At 58.7% G+C, this 16236-nt stretch carries 16 protein-coding genes; 9 read left to right on the forward strand and 7 right to left on the reverse strand.

What is annotated here, in order from left to right:
- Nucleotides 1–5: 5 nt before the first annotated feature.
- The 4 genes from F7R20_RS16880 to choW all read right to left on the reverse strand — a co-directional run bounded on the left by F7R20_RS16880 (nt 6) and on the right by choW (nt 4438).
- On the reverse strand, nt 6–1262 hold the full coding sequence (locus tag F7R20_RS16880; RefSeq protein WP_003203456.1) for an aromatic ring-hydroxylating oxygenase subunit alpha: 1257 nt from the start codon (nt 1260–1262) through the stop codon (nt 6–8).
- A gap of 138 nt (nt 1263–1400) precedes the next feature.
- A complete protein-coding gene (locus tag F7R20_RS16885) occupies nt 1401–2339 on the reverse strand; it encodes a LysR substrate-binding domain-containing protein (protein WP_003203455.1) in 939 nt (312 codons plus the stop codon).
- Between the two features lie 30 nt (nt 2340–2369).
- A complete protein-coding gene (gene choV / locus F7R20_RS16890) occupies nt 2370–3593 on the reverse strand; it encodes a choline ABC transporter ATP-binding protein (RefSeq protein WP_003203453.1) in 1224 nt (407 codons plus the stop codon).
- Complete coding sequence (gene choW, locus F7R20_RS16895; RefSeq protein ID WP_003203447.1) at nt 3590–4438, reverse strand: choline ABC transporter permease subunit; 849 nt, start codon at nt 4436–4438, stop codon at nt 3590–3592. The genes choV and choW overlap by 4 nt, the downstream gene beginning before the upstream one ends.
- Nucleotides 4439–4894: 456 nt before the next feature.
- On the opposite strand from choW, the gene F7R20_RS16900 reads away from it, so the two are divergent.
- Together F7R20_RS16900 and F7R20_RS16905 are read left to right on the forward strand one after the other, a co-directional pair.
- Nucleotides 4895–5599: a TetR/AcrR family transcriptional regulator gene (locus F7R20_RS16900; RefSeq protein WP_003203446.1), complete on the forward strand. Its 705-nt coding sequence runs from the start codon at nt 4895–4897 to the stop codon at nt 5597–5599.
- A complete protein-coding gene (locus F7R20_RS16905; protein WP_027911972.1) occupies nt 5589–6374 on the forward strand; it encodes a pyrroline-5-carboxylate reductase family protein in 786 nt (261 codons plus the stop codon). The genes F7R20_RS16900 and F7R20_RS16905 overlap by 11 nt, the downstream gene beginning before the upstream one ends.
- Nucleotides 6375–6629: 255 nt before the next feature.
- Here F7R20_RS16905 and F7R20_RS16910 read toward each other — a convergent pair whose 3' ends face one another.
- The 3 genes from F7R20_RS16910 to F7R20_RS16920 are packed head-to-tail and all read right to left on the reverse strand — an operon-like array spanning nt 6630 to nt 10276.
- Nucleotides 6630–7013 carry a VOC family protein gene (locus tag F7R20_RS16910; RefSeq protein WP_003203443.1) on the reverse strand — a complete coding sequence of 128 codons (384 nt, stop codon included), beginning with the start codon at nt 7011–7013 and terminating at the stop codon, nt 6630–6632.
- Nucleotides 7014–7055: 42 nt separating this feature from the next.
- Entirely contained in the window at nt 7056–8180 is a 1125-nt protein-coding gene (locus tag F7R20_RS16915; protein ID WP_003203440.1) for an S-(hydroxymethyl)glutathione dehydrogenase/class III alcohol dehydrogenase, read from the reverse strand.
- Between the two features lie 59 nt (nt 8181–8239).
- Complete coding sequence (locus F7R20_RS16920; RefSeq protein WP_003203438.1) at nt 8240–10276, reverse strand: NADH:flavin oxidoreductase; 2037 nt, start codon at nt 10274–10276, stop codon at nt 8240–8242.
- Between the two features lie 211 nt (nt 10277–10487).
- On the opposite strand from F7R20_RS16920, the gene F7R20_RS16925 reads away from it, so the two are divergent.
- From F7R20_RS16925 to F7R20_RS16955, 7 genes are all read left to right on the forward strand, one after another.
- Nucleotides 10488–11237, forward strand: a complete 750-nt coding sequence (locus tag F7R20_RS16925; protein ID WP_003203436.1) for an electron transfer flavoprotein subunit beta/FixA family protein — start codon at nt 10488–10490, stop codon at nt 11235–11237.
- Entirely contained in the window at nt 11237–12172 is a 936-nt protein-coding gene (locus F7R20_RS16930) for an electron transfer flavoprotein subunit alpha/FixB family protein (protein WP_003203434.1), read from the forward strand. Before F7R20_RS16925 ends, F7R20_RS16930 begins: the two co-directional genes overlap by 1 nt.
- 200 nt (nt 12173–12372) lie before the next feature.
- Nucleotides 12373–13272 carry a glycine betaine ABC transporter substrate-binding protein gene (locus tag F7R20_RS16935; protein ID WP_003203433.1) on the forward strand — a complete coding sequence of 300 codons (900 nt, stop codon included), beginning with the start codon at nt 12373–12375 and terminating at the stop codon, nt 13270–13272.
- Between the two features lie 88 nt (nt 13273–13360).
- On the forward strand, nt 13361–14359 hold the full coding sequence (locus F7R20_RS16940) for an Ldh family oxidoreductase (RefSeq protein ID WP_311195860.1): 999 nt from the start codon (nt 13361–13363) through the stop codon (nt 14357–14359).
- 43 nt (nt 14360–14402) lie between these two features.
- Nucleotides 14403–15041, forward strand: coding sequence for a dimethylsulfonioproprionate lyase family protein (locus F7R20_RS16945; RefSeq protein ID WP_223528422.1), 639 nt, complete (start codon nt 14403–14405; stop codon nt 15039–15041).
- A 5-nt stretch (nt 15042–15046) separates the two neighbouring features.
- On the forward strand, nt 15047–15316 hold the full coding sequence (locus F7R20_RS16950) for a transcriptional regulator (RefSeq protein WP_170291495.1): 270 nt from the start codon (nt 15047–15049) through the stop codon (nt 15314–15316).
- Entirely contained in the window at nt 15306–16172 is an 867-nt protein-coding gene (locus tag F7R20_RS16955) for a DMT family transporter (RefSeq protein ID WP_003203424.1), read from the forward strand. The genes F7R20_RS16950 and F7R20_RS16955 overlap by 11 nt, the downstream gene beginning before the upstream one ends.
- Nucleotides 16173–16236: the final 64 nt, after the last annotated feature.

Genomic DNA, 16236 nt, shown 5'->3' on the forward strand with positions numbered 1-16236 from the left:
ATTCCTCACACGCCGTGGGCGGCCAGACGCGCCGCGTACCAGCGCGAGAACTGGTCGACATAGGTTTCGGTAAAGGCCGAGAACGGCCCGGGCGTGTAGGCGGGATCCTGGGTGCCGCTGTGGGTGATGCCGACGAGGCTGGCGTCTTGCAGGTTGGTCGCCGCCCAGACTTCGGTCAGCTTATCCACCTGGTAGTCGACGCCTTCGACGGCATCGGCATGAACCAGCCATTTGGTGCGCACCAGGGTTTTATCGGGTGCCAGCGGGATGATGTAGGAGACTACGGCGTGATCGCTCATGACATGGGTCCAGGAGTTGTGCGTCCAAAGATGCACGTCGCCCAAGTCGCGGCGGGTGAGGTCGCCAAACAGCCGGGTGCACGCCACGCGGGTGTCCAGGGTCTGGGATTCGCCGTTGCCGGCAATGGCCAGTCGCTGCGAGCGGAATTGGGTCACGGCGTCTTCACCCAGGTGTTCGACGGCATCGCAGATATAGCCTTCGCGCTCCCAGTTGGCCTTGGTGTCGGCATTGCGGCGGTGATATTCGGCCAGTGCCTGAAGTGAATCCTCGCCCAGCCCATCGGTGCAGAAACCGAAATCTTCGGGCAGGAAAGAAGCGGTCAATTCCGGGTGGGTGGCGGCGCAGTGATAACACTCGCGGTTATTCTCGATCACTAGTTTCCAATTGCCGTTCTCGATGATTTCCGATTCGTAGGCGATCTTTGAGTGGGCGATGTCGTATTGGGCGAAACGCGGCGTCATGACCTGGTCAAGGTACAGGATGTCTTCTGGTGGTTCGTCGCCGAGGCAGACGAAGACATGGGTGCCGATGACCCGGGTGTGCACAGGGATCAGGCTTTTGCATTTAGGGTCGAAGTCCTTGCCCATGTGTGCCGCATGTTTCAGGCTGCCATCCAGGTCGTAGCTCCACTGGTGGTAGGGGCAGACCAGCATGCCCACCGTCGACTTGCCGGCCTGTTTCAGGCGAGCCCCGCGGTGACGGCAGACATTGCGAAACGCTTGCACGTGCTCGTCATCGTCGCGTACCAGGAGGATGGAGGATTTGCCAATATCAAGGGTCGAGACATCACCGGGTTCGGGGACATCGCTGGTGACGCCCACCAGAATCCAATGTTTGGTGAAGAAGACCTCGACATCGGTTTCAAAAATATCCTGGCGACCAAACAAACCGCCTGGCATGCCATGGCCGGGCGTGCGGTCGGCCAGGAGTTCACGATGGGTCTTCACGGCATTGATTGTCATTATAGGTCTCGCTCACATTCAAATTGATCAGGCGGCGAGTACAGTTTGGAAAGGTGGAATAAGACCGTCAACGCGCTTTATTTTCACGCTCGCATAACTTTGCGTTATGCCTGAAAGTTGACTTTAACTTGTTGATTATCAGTGAGTTAGATAACTGTCATCGCGCAACCAATCGACCAGTGCCTGGGTAATGGGCTCAAGTTTTCGACCGCTCGGAATCACCAGGTAATAAGCGTCTTTTGGCTTGACCACGTAGGGCGTGATTCTGATCAGTTCGCCACTGTTGAGACGGTGCGCGATCAGCCGACTCCATCCCAGTGCAATGCCGTGGCCTTGAATGGCCGCCTGGATCGCATCGTTGTAGGAACTGCAGCGAAATGAATAATTGAGCTTGGGGCGCATATCGCCCAGTTCCCGGCACCAACGGTTCCAGGTCATCCAGCCTTCAAGGGTGGAATCTGAGTCAATCAGCGCCGTGTCCAGAAAATCGGTAATGGATGAAGGTGCCGGGTTGGCGGCGAGCCAGGCCGGCGAGCAAACGGGAAACACTTCTTCATCGAACAGGAAGACCGAGCTGCCATCCTCCCATTTTCCATTACCGAAACGGATGGCCAGGTCGACGTCATCCCGATAAGAACTTGGCGAGACCTGCTGCGTCATCAGGCGCAATTTCAACTTCGGTTGCAGGGTGCGCAGAGCGATCAATCTGGGGAGTATTCTCAAGTGAGAGAACGCCTCCGTGCAGGCGATGGTGATCTCCTGCTCACCAATGCCCTCGGCAATTTTGTCGAAGACACTGGCCATGCGATGAATGGACTCAGCGACGACCAGATGCAGGATATAGCCTTCGTGAGTCAGCTTGATCGCCCGATGAAGCCGATGGAACAGCTTGGTCCCCAGGGTATCTTCCAACAACCGGATTTGTTTGCTGACGGCCGCCTGGGTCACGCCCAGCTCTTGGGCGGCCAGGGTGAAACTGGCCAATCGCGCCACGGCTTCGAATTCCAGCAACGCCGTCATCGACGGTATCAACCGCCGATAGCCCTTGACCTTTTTATCGATATCGCTGGGTTGCATAGGTGCGTTCCGACGTCGTTGCCTGGTGAATCAAGCCACCGAAGATTCTCTTGCGGGTTCAGAAGGCGCGGGCTGTGACAGGTTATGTCCCAGCAGTGCCCGATACAGTTCACCGTCGCCCAATATGCCCAGGACAGTACCGGCCTCGTTCTGCACGATCAGTGGATGGCCCGTTTCATAGCGAATCTGCAGGGCGTCGCGCATGGTAGTCGTCGACGGTACGCAAGTGGGCTGTCGAGCCAGGGTCTCGATTGGCTGGGGCGGATTCCATGGTTGGACGTGCGCTGTCGTAGCGCCTTTTCGAAGGCTGGTCAAATGACCCTGCGGGTTCACCACCATCCACAGGTTTTGAGCTGTATCCAGGCAATATTCGTCGCGGACGAAAATGCACTGGTCCAGCGGGGTCATCAAACTTTTCGCACACAGCACATTCAACGGGTTGGTGTGGGCGACGAAGTTACGCACGTAGTCGTCAGCCGGGTTCAGCACGATCTCCTCGGGTTTGCTGTACTGGATGATTTTGCCGTCTTTCATGATGGCGATGCGCGTGCCCAGCTTCAGGGCTTCGTCCAGGTCATGGCTGACGAATACGATGGTCTTGTGCAGCTTGCGCTGCAGATCGAGCAACTCATCTTGCAGGCCTTGGCGGATCAACGGGTCGAGGGCGGAGAAGGGTTCGTCCATCAGCAGGATGTCGGCGTCCATCGCCAGGGCGCGGGCCAGGCCGACCCGTTGCTGCATGCCACCGGACAACTCGTCGGGCTTCTTGTTGCGCCATTGGGTCAGGCCCACCAGCTCCAGCTTCTCATCCACCAGCTTGCGGAGTTCTCTCTCAGGACGGCCCTGCATTTCCAGGCCGAAGCTGATGTTCTCGCGCACGGTCAACCAGGGCATCAGGGCGAACTTCTGGAACACCATGGCGATGCGCTGGGTGCGCATCATCTTCAGTTCGGCGGGGGTACAGGAGGCGATGTCGATCTGCCGGCCTTCATGTTCGACGAACAGCTTGCCGCGGCTGACGGTGTTCAAACCATTGATGCAGCGCAACAGGCTGGATTTACCGGAGCCGGACAGGCCCATGAGCACACAGATCTCGCCTTTGTTGATCTCCAGGTTGGCTTTCTCCACGCCAACGATCAAACCGGTTTTCTGAAGAATCTCCGGGCGGGAAAAACCTTTGTCGAGTAGATCCAGGGCGGGCTTCGGACGGGCAGAGAAGATGACGTCAACGTCTTCAAAACGGATGATGCTCATGCGTCACCTCTTTTCACGGCTTCACGTTGTTTGCAGATTCGGTCGAGGATGATGGCCAGCAGCACGATCGCCAGGCCGGCTTCAAAACCCATCGAGATATCGGCGGTATTAAGTGCGTTGACCACGGGTTTGCCCAGGCCATCGGCGCCCACCAGTGCGGCGATCACCACCATCGACAACGACAGCATGATGCACTGGGTGATGCCGGCCGCGATGCTCGGCATCGCATGGGGCAGTTCAATGCGCGACAGGAGCTGGCGACGGGAGCAGCCGAAGGCTTTGCCAGCGTCCATCAGTTCGTCCGGTACGTCGCGGATGCCCAGGTAGGTCAGGCGGATGGGCGCGGCAATCGCGAACACCACCGTGGAAATCAGGCCTGGGACTACCCCCAGGCCGAAAAGTGTCAGGGTCGGGATCAGGTACACGAAGGTGGGCACGGTCTGCATCAGGTCGAGCACCGGCCGCAAGGCTGCATAGAACCATGGTCGATGGGCTGCAACGATGCCCAACGGTACACCGATGACCACGCAGACAAGTGTGGCGAAGGTCACTTGGGCGAGGGTCTCCATGGTCTCCTGCCAGTAACCGAGATTGAATATCAGCAGGAAGGAGAGGGTGACAAAGAGGGTGAGACTGGCCTTGCGTTGGATGTAATAGGCAAGCAGCGCAAATACAGCGATCAACGCCAAGGGGTTGAACCAGAGGAGTGCGCTGGTAAACGCGGAGATGACGCCCGACAGCGACAGCGATATGGCGTCGAAAACTCCAGCACCATGTTGTGTCAACCATTCGACATACCGGGCGATATGTTCACCCAGTGGAAGCTTTTCTTGTGTAATCCACATATCACTAATCCGGCTGATGGAAAGAAACAGCACGCCAGCAACCGCCCGGGCGCAGCTCCGTGTGCCAGGTTCCAGGCAACACAAAACGACTGCGCGAGGCGTCGCGTGAGCAGTTATCGAAGTTTGGGCAGGGGATGAGTAACGGAAGACGCGTGTATCAAAGCCAGTCGCCCCGGCATTCTTTGGCCGGGTGTCGAGTGTCCTTCAGAGGTGTGCACTGCAAGATTCATGATGGCGGCTCGTTGTTGTTTTGGTTTGGAGTCCGTTGCCTGTGGAAGATAGTTATCCAAGTGCCTTTTGCTGACAAACCATTTTATGTCAGTGTCTCATGAGTTTTGATCATTAATTGTTCACCACTTCTCGGGCGAAAAAGTCAATCAAATGTACTCAGGTGTACATTCGACGGTCATCCGAGTACATTCACGTTACGCATTATTTTAAAGAAGGTAAGCAAAGATGCCCCAGGTAGGGAAGGCACGCGGCAAGGCCCAGGACGCAGGCTGGCGGGGCTCGCCGGAGGGCTGGCTGGAAGCGGCCTACGAGGCCCTGAAGGAATCGGGCATCGATGCTGTTCGAGTCATGCCGCTGGCCAAGCGCCTGGGCTTGTCACGCACCAGCTTCTACTGGTTCTTCGAGGATCGCGAGCAACTGCTGGCGGCGTTGCTGTCGCGTTGGCGAGAGACCAATACGGGGGGCTTGATCCGGCAATGTGAAAGCTATGCCGAAAGCATCTCCGAGGCGATCCTGAATGTGTTCGAGTGCTGGCTCAACCCACAATTGTTCGACTCGCAGTTCGAGTTTGCCGTGCGCAGCTGGGCGCTGCAGTCCGCTGAAGTGGCCCAGGAGGTCGCTGCGGTAGACGAGCAGCGAATGAACGCCCTGGCGAACATGTTCAAGCGCTTTGGTTATGACAGCCAGGGAGCTGATACCCGGGCCCGAACGATTTATCTGACTCAAATCGGCTATATCACCATGAATACGAGTGAGCTGATCACCGTGCGTTTCCAGCGCATCCCTCATTACGTGAGCATCTTCACCGGCAAAGTCCCCAAGCAGCGTGAGCTGGATCGTTTCTATGGGAAGTTCGGCTATGCCGAAAAAGAGCCCGGGGTCTTTGTTCCGTTGACGGACACTTTCGAAGGCAACGGCGATGACCAATGAGACCGTGGGGATCATTGGCGGAACCGGCTGGTTGGGCGGCGCGATTGCCAAGGCCGTCCTGGCAAAGGGACTGGTGCCGGCGGGAAATCTGATCATCTCCAATCGTTCGGGAAACCACCCGTTGGTCCAACAAGGTGCCAGTCTGGTCACGAACAACCAGGACCTGGTGGATCGCAGCGTCGTCGTGATCATCGCGGTTCGCCCCGAGCAGTTCGCCAGCTTGAACATCAATGCGACGGGCAAAACCGTGATCTCCTTGATGGCCGGCATCACGGCACAGGCAATTGCTACACAGACCATGGCGTCGGCAGTCGTACGGGCGATGCCCAATGCGGCGGTGGAAATCGAGCAGTCCTTTACGCCCTGGTATTGTTCGGGCGGGGTAGAGGCGACGACGAAAATCCTGGTGCAGCGCTTGTTTGAGTGTGTGGGCACCGCTGCTGAAGTCCAGGAAGAAGACTTCATCGATTACCTCTCTGCACTCTCAGGCACCGGCCCGGCCTTTCCGGCCTTGTTGATGACGGCGCTGGCCAATCAGGCGATGCTGGCCGGTATACCTGGTGATATCGCGCAGCTTGCCGCGAAAAACGTCGTGGTCCACAGCAGCCAGCTGCTGGCCAACCGTGATGCCCAGCAGATGATCGACGCCTTGGTGGCCTACCGCGGTGTAACGGCCGCCGCCTTGCAGGCGATGACCCAGGGGTATTTCGAAGAGCAGATTGGAAGGGCGCTGCAAGCAGGTGCCGCGGTGGCCCGCACGGGGCTTCAAGCCTGATAAAACGATCGGGGTCGGGTAACGGCCACCACCGCATCGCGAGCAGGCTCGCTCCCACATTCGATCTTCAGCGGACACAACATACATGCCCAACACAAACCCTTTGTGGGAGCGGGCTTGCTCGCGAAGAGGCCAGCACATCCAACATATTCATTGACTGTGACACCGCTTTCGCGAGCAACCCCACCCCCAGATAAAAAACGGCACTCCTCCAAAAAACGAAAGGCGCCGTTTTCCTCAAGCCAACCTCAAATCCTATTCAGCCTTGAAGCAATACACCGCCAGCTTGTTCCCATCCAGATCCCGAGCATAAGCCGCATAGGCATTGTCCGCCCAGCCACGCGGGCCTGGCAGGCCTTCACATACGCCACCGTTCGCCAATGCAGCCGTATGGAACGCCAGAACCGCAGCACGGTTCGGTGCCTCGAAGCTCACCGTAACACCGTTACCAATGGTCGCCGGACTGCCATTGGCCGGGTTGAGTACAAAGAATGAAGGCTTATCGACGCCCCAGATGGAACCGGCCTCGTTGAGATCGGCAACACGCTTGAGGCCGATCTCTTTCAAGGTGGCATCATAAAACGCACGTGCTTTTGCCAGGTTGTTGGTGCCGACGGTGACATGGGTAAAAACAGACATCTTGGTTTCCTTTCTATGGGTAGTTGGACGATCGACCGGCGCTCAGAAATGAATGACGGTGCGAATGCTTTGCCCGCTGTGCATCAACTCGAAGGCGTCGTTGATCTTGTCCAGGGGCATGTTGTGGGTGATGAAGGTTTCCAGCGGGATTTCCCCGCGGCTGGCCTTCTCTACATAACTGGGAAGCTCGGTGCGGCCCTTCACGCCGCCGAAGGCGCTGCCGCGCCATACGCGACCGGTGACAAGCTGGAACGGGCGGGTGCTGATTTCCTGGCCGGCACCGGCCACACCGATGATGATCGACTCGCCCCAACCCTTGTGGCAGCACTCCAGCGCCGCGCGCATCAGTTGCACATTGCCGACGCATTCGAAGGAGTAATCCACGCCACCGTCGGTGAGTTCGACGATGACGTCCTGGATGGGGCGGTCATCGTCCTTGGGGTTGATGAAGTCCGTTGCGCCCAATGACAGGGCAACGTCGCGCTTGGCTGGGTTGATATCGATGGCCAGAATGCGTCCGGCATTGGCCATCTTTGCACCGATGATCGCGGCCAGGCCGATACCGCCCAACCCGAAGATCGCCACGCTGGCACCGGCTTCGACTTTTGCCGTGTTGAGTACCGCGCCAATCCCCGTGGTCACCCCGCAGCCGAGCAGGCAAACCTGATCCAGCGGCGCGTCTTTTGAAATCTTCGCCAGGGAAATTTCCGGCAGCACCGTGTATTCGGAAAAAGTCGAGCAGCCCATGTAATGGAACAGCGGTTGGCCTTCATAGGAAAAACGCGAGGTGCCATCGGGCATCAAGCCTTTGCCCTGGGTGGCCCTGACGGCCTGGCAGAGGTTGGTCTTGCCGGATAGGCAGAATTTGCACTGCCGACATTCAGCGGTGTAGAGCGGGATCACATGGTCGCCGACTTGCAGCGACGTCACGCCTTCGCCGATGGACTCGACGACACCACCACCTTCATGCCCCAGCACCGTGGGGAAAATGCCTTCGGGATCGCTGCCCGAAAGGGTGAAAGCGTCGGTATGGCAAACGCCAGTGGCGATGATGCGAACCCGGACTTCACCGGCCTTGGGCGGCGCCACATCGATGGTGACCAACCGCAACGGTTCATTGGGCGCGAATGCGACCGCAGCCCTTGATTTCAAGGTCTGTGCTGACATGGAAGAGCCTCGTGTCGAATAGGAAAAATGGCCCCTGATCCAGGATCAGGGGCATGACTTCAGATGTCCTTGACCAGTCGCAGCGCATCGTAGATGGCCGCGTGGGTATTGCGCGCCGACACCGCGTCGCCGATCCGGAACAACTGGAAACGGCCCTGCGGGTTGGTCACGATATTCTGGGTTTTGCCGGCGATCAGATCGTGTTGTTCCACCGCGCCGTTATTACTCGAATGCGAGCGCAGTTCGAAGTACAAATCGTCCAGGGGCAGGGTGCCGTGGTTGACCACCACCTGATCGACCACGCGCTGCTTGTGCACCTGGCCGTAATCGCTGCCGAAGTTGGCCACCAACTGACCGTCGCGCTTCTCCACGGAGTCGACCCGATAGGTGACCGTGAAGGTGACGTTCAGGTCTTGCAGGCTGCGCATGTAAGGCACCAGGTTCATCGCCATCACCTCCGGCGCAAACGACCGGTCCGGCGTGACGATCTCCAGTTTTGCACCGCTGTTGGCGATGACCTCGGCCGCCTGCAACGCCGCATGGTCGCCGGCGTCGTCGAAGATCAGCACGTTCTGGCCGGGCTTGACGTCGCCGGAAATGATGTCCCAGGTCGACACCACCAGTTCATTGCCGTGCTTGAGCACCTCGGTATGGGGCAAACCGCCGGTGGCGACGATCACCACGTCCGGCGCCTCGGCCATGACGGTCTCGGCTTCGGCCCAGGTGTTGAAATGGAACTTCACGCCCAGCCGTTCGCATTGCGCCATGCGCCAGTCGATGATGCTGATCATTTCGCGGCGACGCTCGCTCTGGGCAGTCAGGCGGATCTGCCCACCGGGCTGATCCGCCACTTCGAACACCGTGACGTCGTGGCCACGTTCGCCGGCCACCCGTGCCGCCTCCAGGCCCGCCGGGCCGGTGCCGATCACCACCACCTTGCGCTTGACAGCCGCCTTGGGGATTTCGTGGGGCATGCTGGTTTCGCGGCCAGTGGCGGCGTTGTGGATGCAATACGCAGCCCCGCCCTGATAGATGCGGTCCAGGCAATAGTTGGCGCCGACGCAGGGACGGATTTCTTCTTCGCGCTTTTCGATGATCTTGCGCACGATGTGCGGGTCGGTCATGTGCGCGCGTGTCATGCCGATCATGTCCACCTTGCCGGAGGCGATGGCGTGTCGCGCCGTGGCGACGTCCGGGATCTTGGCAGCATGGAACGTCGGGAAGCCGGTGGCCGAACGAATCTCGCCGGCGAAATCCAGGTGCGGCGAGTTGCGCATGCCCTGGATCGGAATCACGTCGGTGAGGCCGGCATCGGTATCGATGTGTCCGCGAACGACGTTGAGGAAGTCCACCAGCCCACTGTCCTTGAGCATGTGGGAGATCTGCAGGCCATCGCTGGCACCGAAGCCGCCGGGCAGGTCTTCATCGCCGGTGTAGCGCACCCCGAGCAGGAAATCCTCGCCACAACGCTGGCGAATGCCGCGTAACACATCAAAAGTGAAGCGCATCCGGTTTTCCAGCGAACCACCGTAGGGCCCGTCGAGATCGTTGGTCAGTGGCGACCAGAACTGATCCATGAGGTGCCCGTAGGCCTGCAATTCCAACCCATCGAGACCGGCGGCCTTCATGCGCTCGGCGGCGTCCACGTAATCCTTGATGATCCGGTCGATGTCCCATTCTTCCATCTTTTTCGGGAAGGCCCGGTGGGACGCTTCGCGACGATGGGAAGGCGAGACGACCGGGAGCCAGTCGGCCTTGTCCCAGCGTGTGCGCCGTCCCAGGTGGGTCAGCTGGATCATCACCGCCGCGCCGTGTTCGTGGCATTCGTCGGTCAGGTCCTTCATCCATTTGACCACTTCATCCTTGTACGCCAGCACGTTGTTGAACACCGGCGGGCTGTCCCGGGAAACGGCGGCGGAGCCCGCCGTCATGGTCAGCGCCACACCAGCCTTGGCACGTTCAACGTGGTAGGCGCGGTACAGATCCTTCGGCATGCCGTCGACAGGATAAGCGGGCTCATGGGAGGTGGTCATGATCCGGTTTTTGAGGGTCAGGTGTTTGATCTTATAGGGCTGCAGCAGAGGATCGCTGGACATGGTGTTGCGCTCCGGGAACAGAACATCAGGCTTGGTTTGACATAACGGTATGTCGAATGTTCATGTGTGTCAACGATTGAGACACAGGTGTACATTTTTCTTGCGTGGTGGAAAAACCAGGATTACCATCCAGTCGAAACAGGGGGGATCCGGCGTATCCGGTCGGTCATCCCGCATCGATCCAGAGTGCAAGGGGGCTATGCAAAGAACTATGAAAGTGCTCGTTGCGGTAAAACGCGCCATCGATCCGAATGTGAAAGTCCGGGTGAAAGCCGACGGTTCAGCCGTCGAGCTCAATGGCGTGAAGATGGCCTTGAATCCGTTCTGCGAAATCGCGGTGGAAGAGGCGATTCGCCTCAAGGAGAAGGGGCTGGTATCCGAAGTGGTGGTGGTCTCGGTGGGCACTTCGGCCGCCCAGGAGCAACTGCGCACGGCATTGGCACTCGGCGCGGACCGGGCGCTGCTGGTCGAGACGAGTGAGCTGCTCGAGCCGCTCAACGTCGCCAAGTACCTGAGCAAAGTGATCGATCAGGAAAAGCCGCAACTGATCCTGTTCGGCAAACAGGCGATCGACCAGGAGAACAACCAGGTCGGGCAAATGGTCGCGCAGCTGATTGGCAGCGGTCAGGCCACTTACGCCTCGGCAATCAATCACGTCGACGGGCAATGGGTGGTCGAGCGTGAGGTCGACGGTGGCAGCCAGGTGCTCGCCCTCGCCATGCCGGCCGTGGTGACCTGTGATTTGCGCCTGAACCAACCGCGCTACGCCTCGTTGCCGAACATCATGAAAGCCAAGAAAAAACCGCTTGAAATCATTGCTGCTGACACCTTGGGCGCGAGCGTGAAGGAACACGCTCGATTGTTAGGGGTTGTCCCGCCTGCGGTGCGCAAAGCGGGCATCAACGTCGGTTCGGTGGCCGAGCTGGTGGATAAACTGAAAAACGTTGCGGGGGTGATTTGATGCGCACATTGGTGATCGCCGAGCACAGTGCAGGTGAGCTGACGGCGGGTACGTGGAGTGCCGTGACCGCCGCCATGGCGCTGGGTGCCGAGACGGATTTGCTGGTGATGGGCGGGACGGACGCGTCGGCAGTGGCGCAACAGGCAGCACTGACCCAGGGCCTGGGCCGGGTGCTGCTCGCACAAGGTGCGATGTTCGAAAACGCCCTGGCTGAAAATGCCCAACCGCTGATCACTTCACTGGTGGCCGAGGGGTATACGCACGTCGTTGCCGACGCCAGCAGCATGGGCCGCAATGTGTTGCCGCGGGTCGCGGCCAGCCTGGATGTCGGCATGCTCTCCGACGTCACCCACATCGTTTCGGCGGACACCTTCCAGCGTCCCATTTATGCCGGCAATGCCGTCGCCACGGTGCAGTCCCTTGACCCGATCAAGTTGCTGACCGTTCGTGCCTCGGCGTTCACCCAGGCCTTGTCCCATGAACATCGTTGCGAAGTGGTGGCGGTGGAGGGCGGGCAAAGCACAAGCAACGTGCGTTTCGTGAGCGAACAACTGACGGCCAGTGAAAGGCCCGATTTGTCGAGTGCCCGCGTCGTTGTTTCCGGTGGCCGCGGCATGCAATCCAAGGAACATTTCGCCTTGATCGAGCGTGTGGCCGACAAGCTCGGTGGTGCCGTAGGGGCCTCGCGTGCCGCGGTGGATTCGGGTTTTGCCCCCAATGATTTGCAGGTCGGGCAGACGGGGAAAATCGTCGCGCCAGAGCTATACATCGCTGCGGGTATCAGCGGCGCCATTCAACATTTGGCGGGCATGAGTGGCTCGAAGGTCATTGTTGCGATCAACCAGGACGCCGAGGCGCCGATTGCCCAGGTGGCGGATTACATGTTGGTGGCGGATTTGTTCGAGGCCTTGCCGGCGCTCGAAAAAGCATTGTGAGTGATTACATTCATAAGCTCCGCCAAGTGGCGGAGGAGGGCCGAACGACCTGAATACATGAAGACTTTTCGTATAACTAAAACTTATCCATGCATAACATAAAATCCCTTGAGGGTGTAATGGCACTCTGCTTTTATGAGGGAAGTTAATTCTTCTGCTGCCCTGCCAATAACTATTAATACAGTACGCGGAGATGCACCATGATTACGTTATCCAGTAAAACTTGTATCGGCTGGCTTGCAGGCCTGGCGATGGTCGCCGGTAGCCTGACGGCTCACGCCGAGGAACCCACGCCTATCCGTATTGGATGGGTGAATTGGTCGGATACGGAAATCGCTGTAAAGCTGGCAGATACGGCATTGCGTGACCACTTGAAGCAACCGGTCAAATTGGTACTCGCCGATATCGGCATTCAGTTCCAGGCCCTGGCTAACGGCAATATCGACCTGATTCCGATGGTCTGGCTGCCGAGCACTCACAAGGCGTTCTACGACAAATACCAGGACAAGCTCGAAGACCTCGGCGTGCTGTATGAAGGTCGGATCGGCATGGCCGTGCCAACGTCCATTCCGACCAGCGAGATCGCCAGTGTCGAAGACCTCAACAAGCCTGAAGTACGGGAAAAACTGGGCGGCAAGATCCTGACGTCGGAAGTGGGCAATGGTCAGTACAAGCTGACGGAAAAGGCCATCAAGGAATATAAGCTCGATGGTTACAAGATGGTCGCCTCTTCAGAGTCTGGAATGCTGAGCGAGCTGGATCGCAACATCAAGCGTGACAAATGGTCGTTGATCAACGCCTGGAGTCCCCACTGGATGTTCGCCAAGTGGCCGCTGCGCTACCTGGATGATCCGAAGCAGATTTTCGGTGGTGCTGAGCAAATCCATGCGGTTGCCCGCAAAGGCTTCAGCGCCGAGCATCCTGATGTCGCCCGGTTCTTCGCCAACTTCAAGATCCCCAAGGCTGACCTTGAGAAGTTGATGTCCACCGCCCGTGACAGTTCGGCAGACAAGGTCGTTGCAGAGTACTACGCCGCCAACAAGCCTCGCTTCGAGGCGATGTTCGGCAGTCAGACCGCCTCCGTCACACCGTCCCAGTGATGGCTGCTGCTATTCAATAGTTGAGTTGCAGTCCGATGTCCTGCGTGAAGGGCATCGGATGCATCGAACGAACATTCAGGCGATACCCTTGAAAACCACAGCCTATCGTCGCTTTACCCTGGATGAGGCGGTCGACTGGGTGAAGCATCTCTGTGAATCGAAGGGCTGCTCACCCGCGGTTGCCCTCTCATTGGCTCACGCCACCGTGGCTGCGCAAGCGCGCGGTAACCAGGCCGTGGGGTTTCGCCACCTCGCCGATTACTTGCCGGGCTTTTCTTCCGGACGAATCAATCCACGTGCCGAACCACGCATCTCCCGCGCTGGCGCGATTATCTTCAAGTCCGATGCCCAAGGCGGAATTGCCCAACTGGGTGTCGATCGCTGTTTCGATTCGCTGTGCCATGCCGCGCACGCCAATGGTATGGCAACGCTGAGCCAGTGCAACAGTTTCACCAGCGGTGAACTGGGTGACTACACGTTGCGGTTTGCCCAGGCCGGGCTGATTGCATTGGCGGTCGCAAACGGGCCGGCCCTGGTCGCCGTTCCTGGTGCCAAGGGCAAGACCTACTCGACCAATCCGCTTTCATTTTCCGCGCCCTCAGCCGACGGCATCCCGCTGATGTTCGACCAGGCGTGCAGTGCCGCGGCATTCGTGAATATCGCCCACGCCGCTTCGACGGGCAGCGACATCCCTGACGGTTGGGCGGTGGACCAACAGGGCAACGGCACACGTAATGCCTTGGCGGCGTTGAGCGGTGCGCTGCTGCCTTTTGGCGGACATCGTGGGGCCAATCTGATGCTCATGGTCGAGGTCCTGGCGGCGGGGCTCACGGGTGCCAACTGGTCGTTGGATGCGCCGGCGTTTAACCAGGGAAACCAGACGCCTGGCTGTGGCCTGTTGATCCTGCTCCTGGCGCCGGCCTTCTTTTCAAGCGGGTTTGAACAGCGACTGTCCAGCCAACTGACCCGCCTGACGCAGATGGGCGTCCACAGGCCGGGATGGGAACGGCAACACTTAACGCTCACCGCACAGAATGATGGGATCAGTGTTCCCGTTGACCTGTTGGAACAACTGAGCCGTCTGTAAGCCAGTTCGATAAGTTGCTCGGGAAATGGGATCGAAAACGATGATGAACAGCACTGAAGATCCATCGTGGGACCAGGACATTATCCGTAGTGGGAAGTCGCTCAGGCGTTCGCTCCAGAGCGTCCTGTCGGGCAGCGGTTGCAATGAGGCGCCAGCACATGTCGCGTCTCTGAGCACGGCCCAATGGAATATCAGCAAGACTGCGCAGACTTCAAATGTGCTGCCCCGGTGTTTGGAGCGTCACTTATCCGAGGCGCTTGACGCTGCGCCCAGGACCGATGATGACCTGATATCGATACTGGCTGAGCTGAGCACGCTCTTGCCCCATCTTCCCTGGATAAACCGCCAAGCCCGGGCCAACCAGGACAGCGCTTTTGTGGAGCGCCATCGCCACGGGATGATCGCCGGCCCTGGAGCGCTATTTGAATGTTCCACCTTGACCTTGGGGTTGGCGCTGATGATGCCCAAGACCAGCTACCCCTATCACCAACACCCGCCTGCCGAGTTCTACCTCGTTCTTTCGCCGGGTGACTGGTATCGGGAGGATGTTGGGTGGTGGAGTCCTGGTGCGGGGGGCGTTGTCTTCAATCCGCCTTCTTGTATTCATGCAATGAGATCGACGTGCGTTCCACTTCTTGCTTTATGGGGCTTGATTCATTCAGAGGCTGAGTTATGTCGGTAACAACAATGGGCATCAAATTGGATGGGGAAACGCGTGCCAGGCTGAAATCGGCGGCGGCCAAGTTGGATCGCACCTCACATTGGTTCATGAAGAAGGCGATTTTGAATCTCATTGAAAAGGTGGAAGCTGGGGCCGGCGTTGAAGCCTTTGTAGCGGTCGAGACGCTGGAGAGGGATACGTTGCGCCATAGCATCGCACGACAGCGCGCAAATAAAGGCCTGCGTGACGATACCGCCCTGATGGCATCGGCCAAGGGCGGTGTGCATGGTGCGTGATCATGATGCGCCGCGGCCTCAGCTAGGCATCGCCTTGTGTCTTTTGTCCATGCTGATCTTTGCCAGCCAGGATGGCGTCACCAAACTGCTGGTAAGGGATCTGCCCGTCGCCCAGCTCGTCATGGTGCGCTATTGGGTATTCCTTGCGTTTGCTGTTGGCTATAGCGTTTATCAGGGAAGTTTGCGAACCGCATGTCGAAGCCAGCATCCCTTTCTCCAGATAACTCGTGCCCTGGTTGGGGTGGGTGAAATCGCTTTGTTTGGATTTGGCCTGCGTTATCTTGGCTTGGCTGAGATGCATGCTTTGTATGCGGTTTTCCCGCTGATGACGCTGGCCTTGGCGGGAGCATTGCTGGGGGAGTTCGTCGGCGTGCGTCGATGGATTGCCGCTGCGATAGGTTTCCTGGGCACCTTGGTCATTCTTCGCCCCGGCGGCGGTGTCTTCGAACTCGCAGCGCTGATTCCCTTGATGTCCGCGCTGGGGTTCGCTGTGTTCAATGTGTTGACGCGGCGGATTAGCCGCGACGATTCGTTTGCTACGAACATGCTCTACATGGGTTTTTTCGGCGCAATGGCCGTCACCGTACCCGGCCTTCCCGGATGGGTTGTTCCGAGCCCGATGCAGTGGGTCTTGATGGGAGTGCTTGCTACCACAGGTGTAGTGGCCCAGCTTTTACTCATCCAGGCGCTCAGGTATGCGACGGCGGCCACGCTCCAGCCTTTCAATTACACGCTGCTGGTATTCGCCACGTTCATCGGCCTGTTCGTGTTCGGCGAATTGCCGGACCTATGGACAGTGGTAGGGGCTAGCCTGGTGGTGATCGGTGGCCTGTATGCAGTCAAGGCGAAAGGGTAGGTCAAGCGCCTTGCCAGCGATTTTCCCTACCGTCCAGTCGTCATAAGCAGAGAGCCATCCCTGG

Origin of the sequence: Pseudomonas brassicacearum subsp. brassicacearum, assembly GCF_008801605.1 — a bacterium.
GTDB classification, from domain to species: Bacteria; Pseudomonadota; Gammaproteobacteria; order Pseudomonadales; family Pseudomonadaceae; genus Aquipseudomonas; species Aquipseudomonas brassicacearum.

Coding starts and splice junctions, on each gene's coding strand:
- F7R20_RS16880 (WP_003203456.1), bottom strand. CDS start 1,262: ATGACAATCAATGCCGTGAAGACCCATCGTGAACTCCTGGCCGACCGC.
- F7R20_RS16885 (WP_003203455.1), bottom strand. CDS start 2,339: ATGCAACCCAGCGATATCGATAAAAAGGTCAAGGGCTATCGGCGGTTG.
- choV (WP_003203453.1), bottom strand. CDS start 3,593: ATGAGCATCATCCGTTTTGAAGACGTTGACGTCATCTTCTCTGCCCGT.
- choW (WP_003203447.1), bottom strand. CDS start 4,438: ATGTGGATTACACAAGAAAAGCTTCCACTGGGTGAACATATCGCCCGG.
- F7R20_RS16900 (WP_003203446.1), top strand. CDS start 4,895: ATGCCCCAGGTAGGGAAGGCACGCGGCAAGGCCCAGGACGCAGGCTGG.
- F7R20_RS16905 (WP_027911972.1), top strand. CDS start 5,589: ATGACCAATGAGACCGTGGGGATCATTGGCGGAACCGGCTGGTTGGGC.
- F7R20_RS16910 (WP_003203443.1), bottom strand. CDS start 7,013: ATGTCTGTTTTTACCCATGTCACCGTCGGCACCAACAACCTGGCAAAA.
- F7R20_RS16915 (WP_003203440.1), bottom strand. CDS start 8,180: ATGTCAGCACAGACCTTGAAATCAAGGGCTGCGGTCGCATTCGCGCCC.
- F7R20_RS16920 (WP_003203438.1), bottom strand. CDS start 10,276: ATGTCCAGCGATCCTCTGCTGCAGCCCTATAAGATCAAACACCTGACC.
- F7R20_RS16925 (WP_003203436.1), top strand. CDS start 10,488: ATGAAAGTGCTCGTTGCGGTAAAACGCGCCATCGATCCGAATGTGAAA.
- F7R20_RS16930 (WP_003203434.1), top strand. CDS start 11,237: ATGCGCACATTGGTGATCGCCGAGCACAGTGCAGGTGAGCTGACGGCG.
- F7R20_RS16935 (WP_003203433.1), top strand. CDS start 12,373: ATGATTACGTTATCCAGTAAAACTTGTATCGGCTGGCTTGCAGGCCTG.
- F7R20_RS16945 (WP_223528422.1), top strand. CDS start 14,403: ATGAACAGCACTGAAGATCCATCGTGGGACCAGGACATTATCCGTAGT.
- F7R20_RS16950 (WP_170291495.1), top strand. CDS start 15,047: ATGGGCATCAAATTGGATGGGGAAACGCGTGCCAGGCTGAAATCGGCG.
- F7R20_RS16955 (WP_003203424.1), top strand. CDS start 15,306: ATGGTGCGTGATCATGATGCGCCGCGGCCTCAGCTAGGCATCGCCTTG.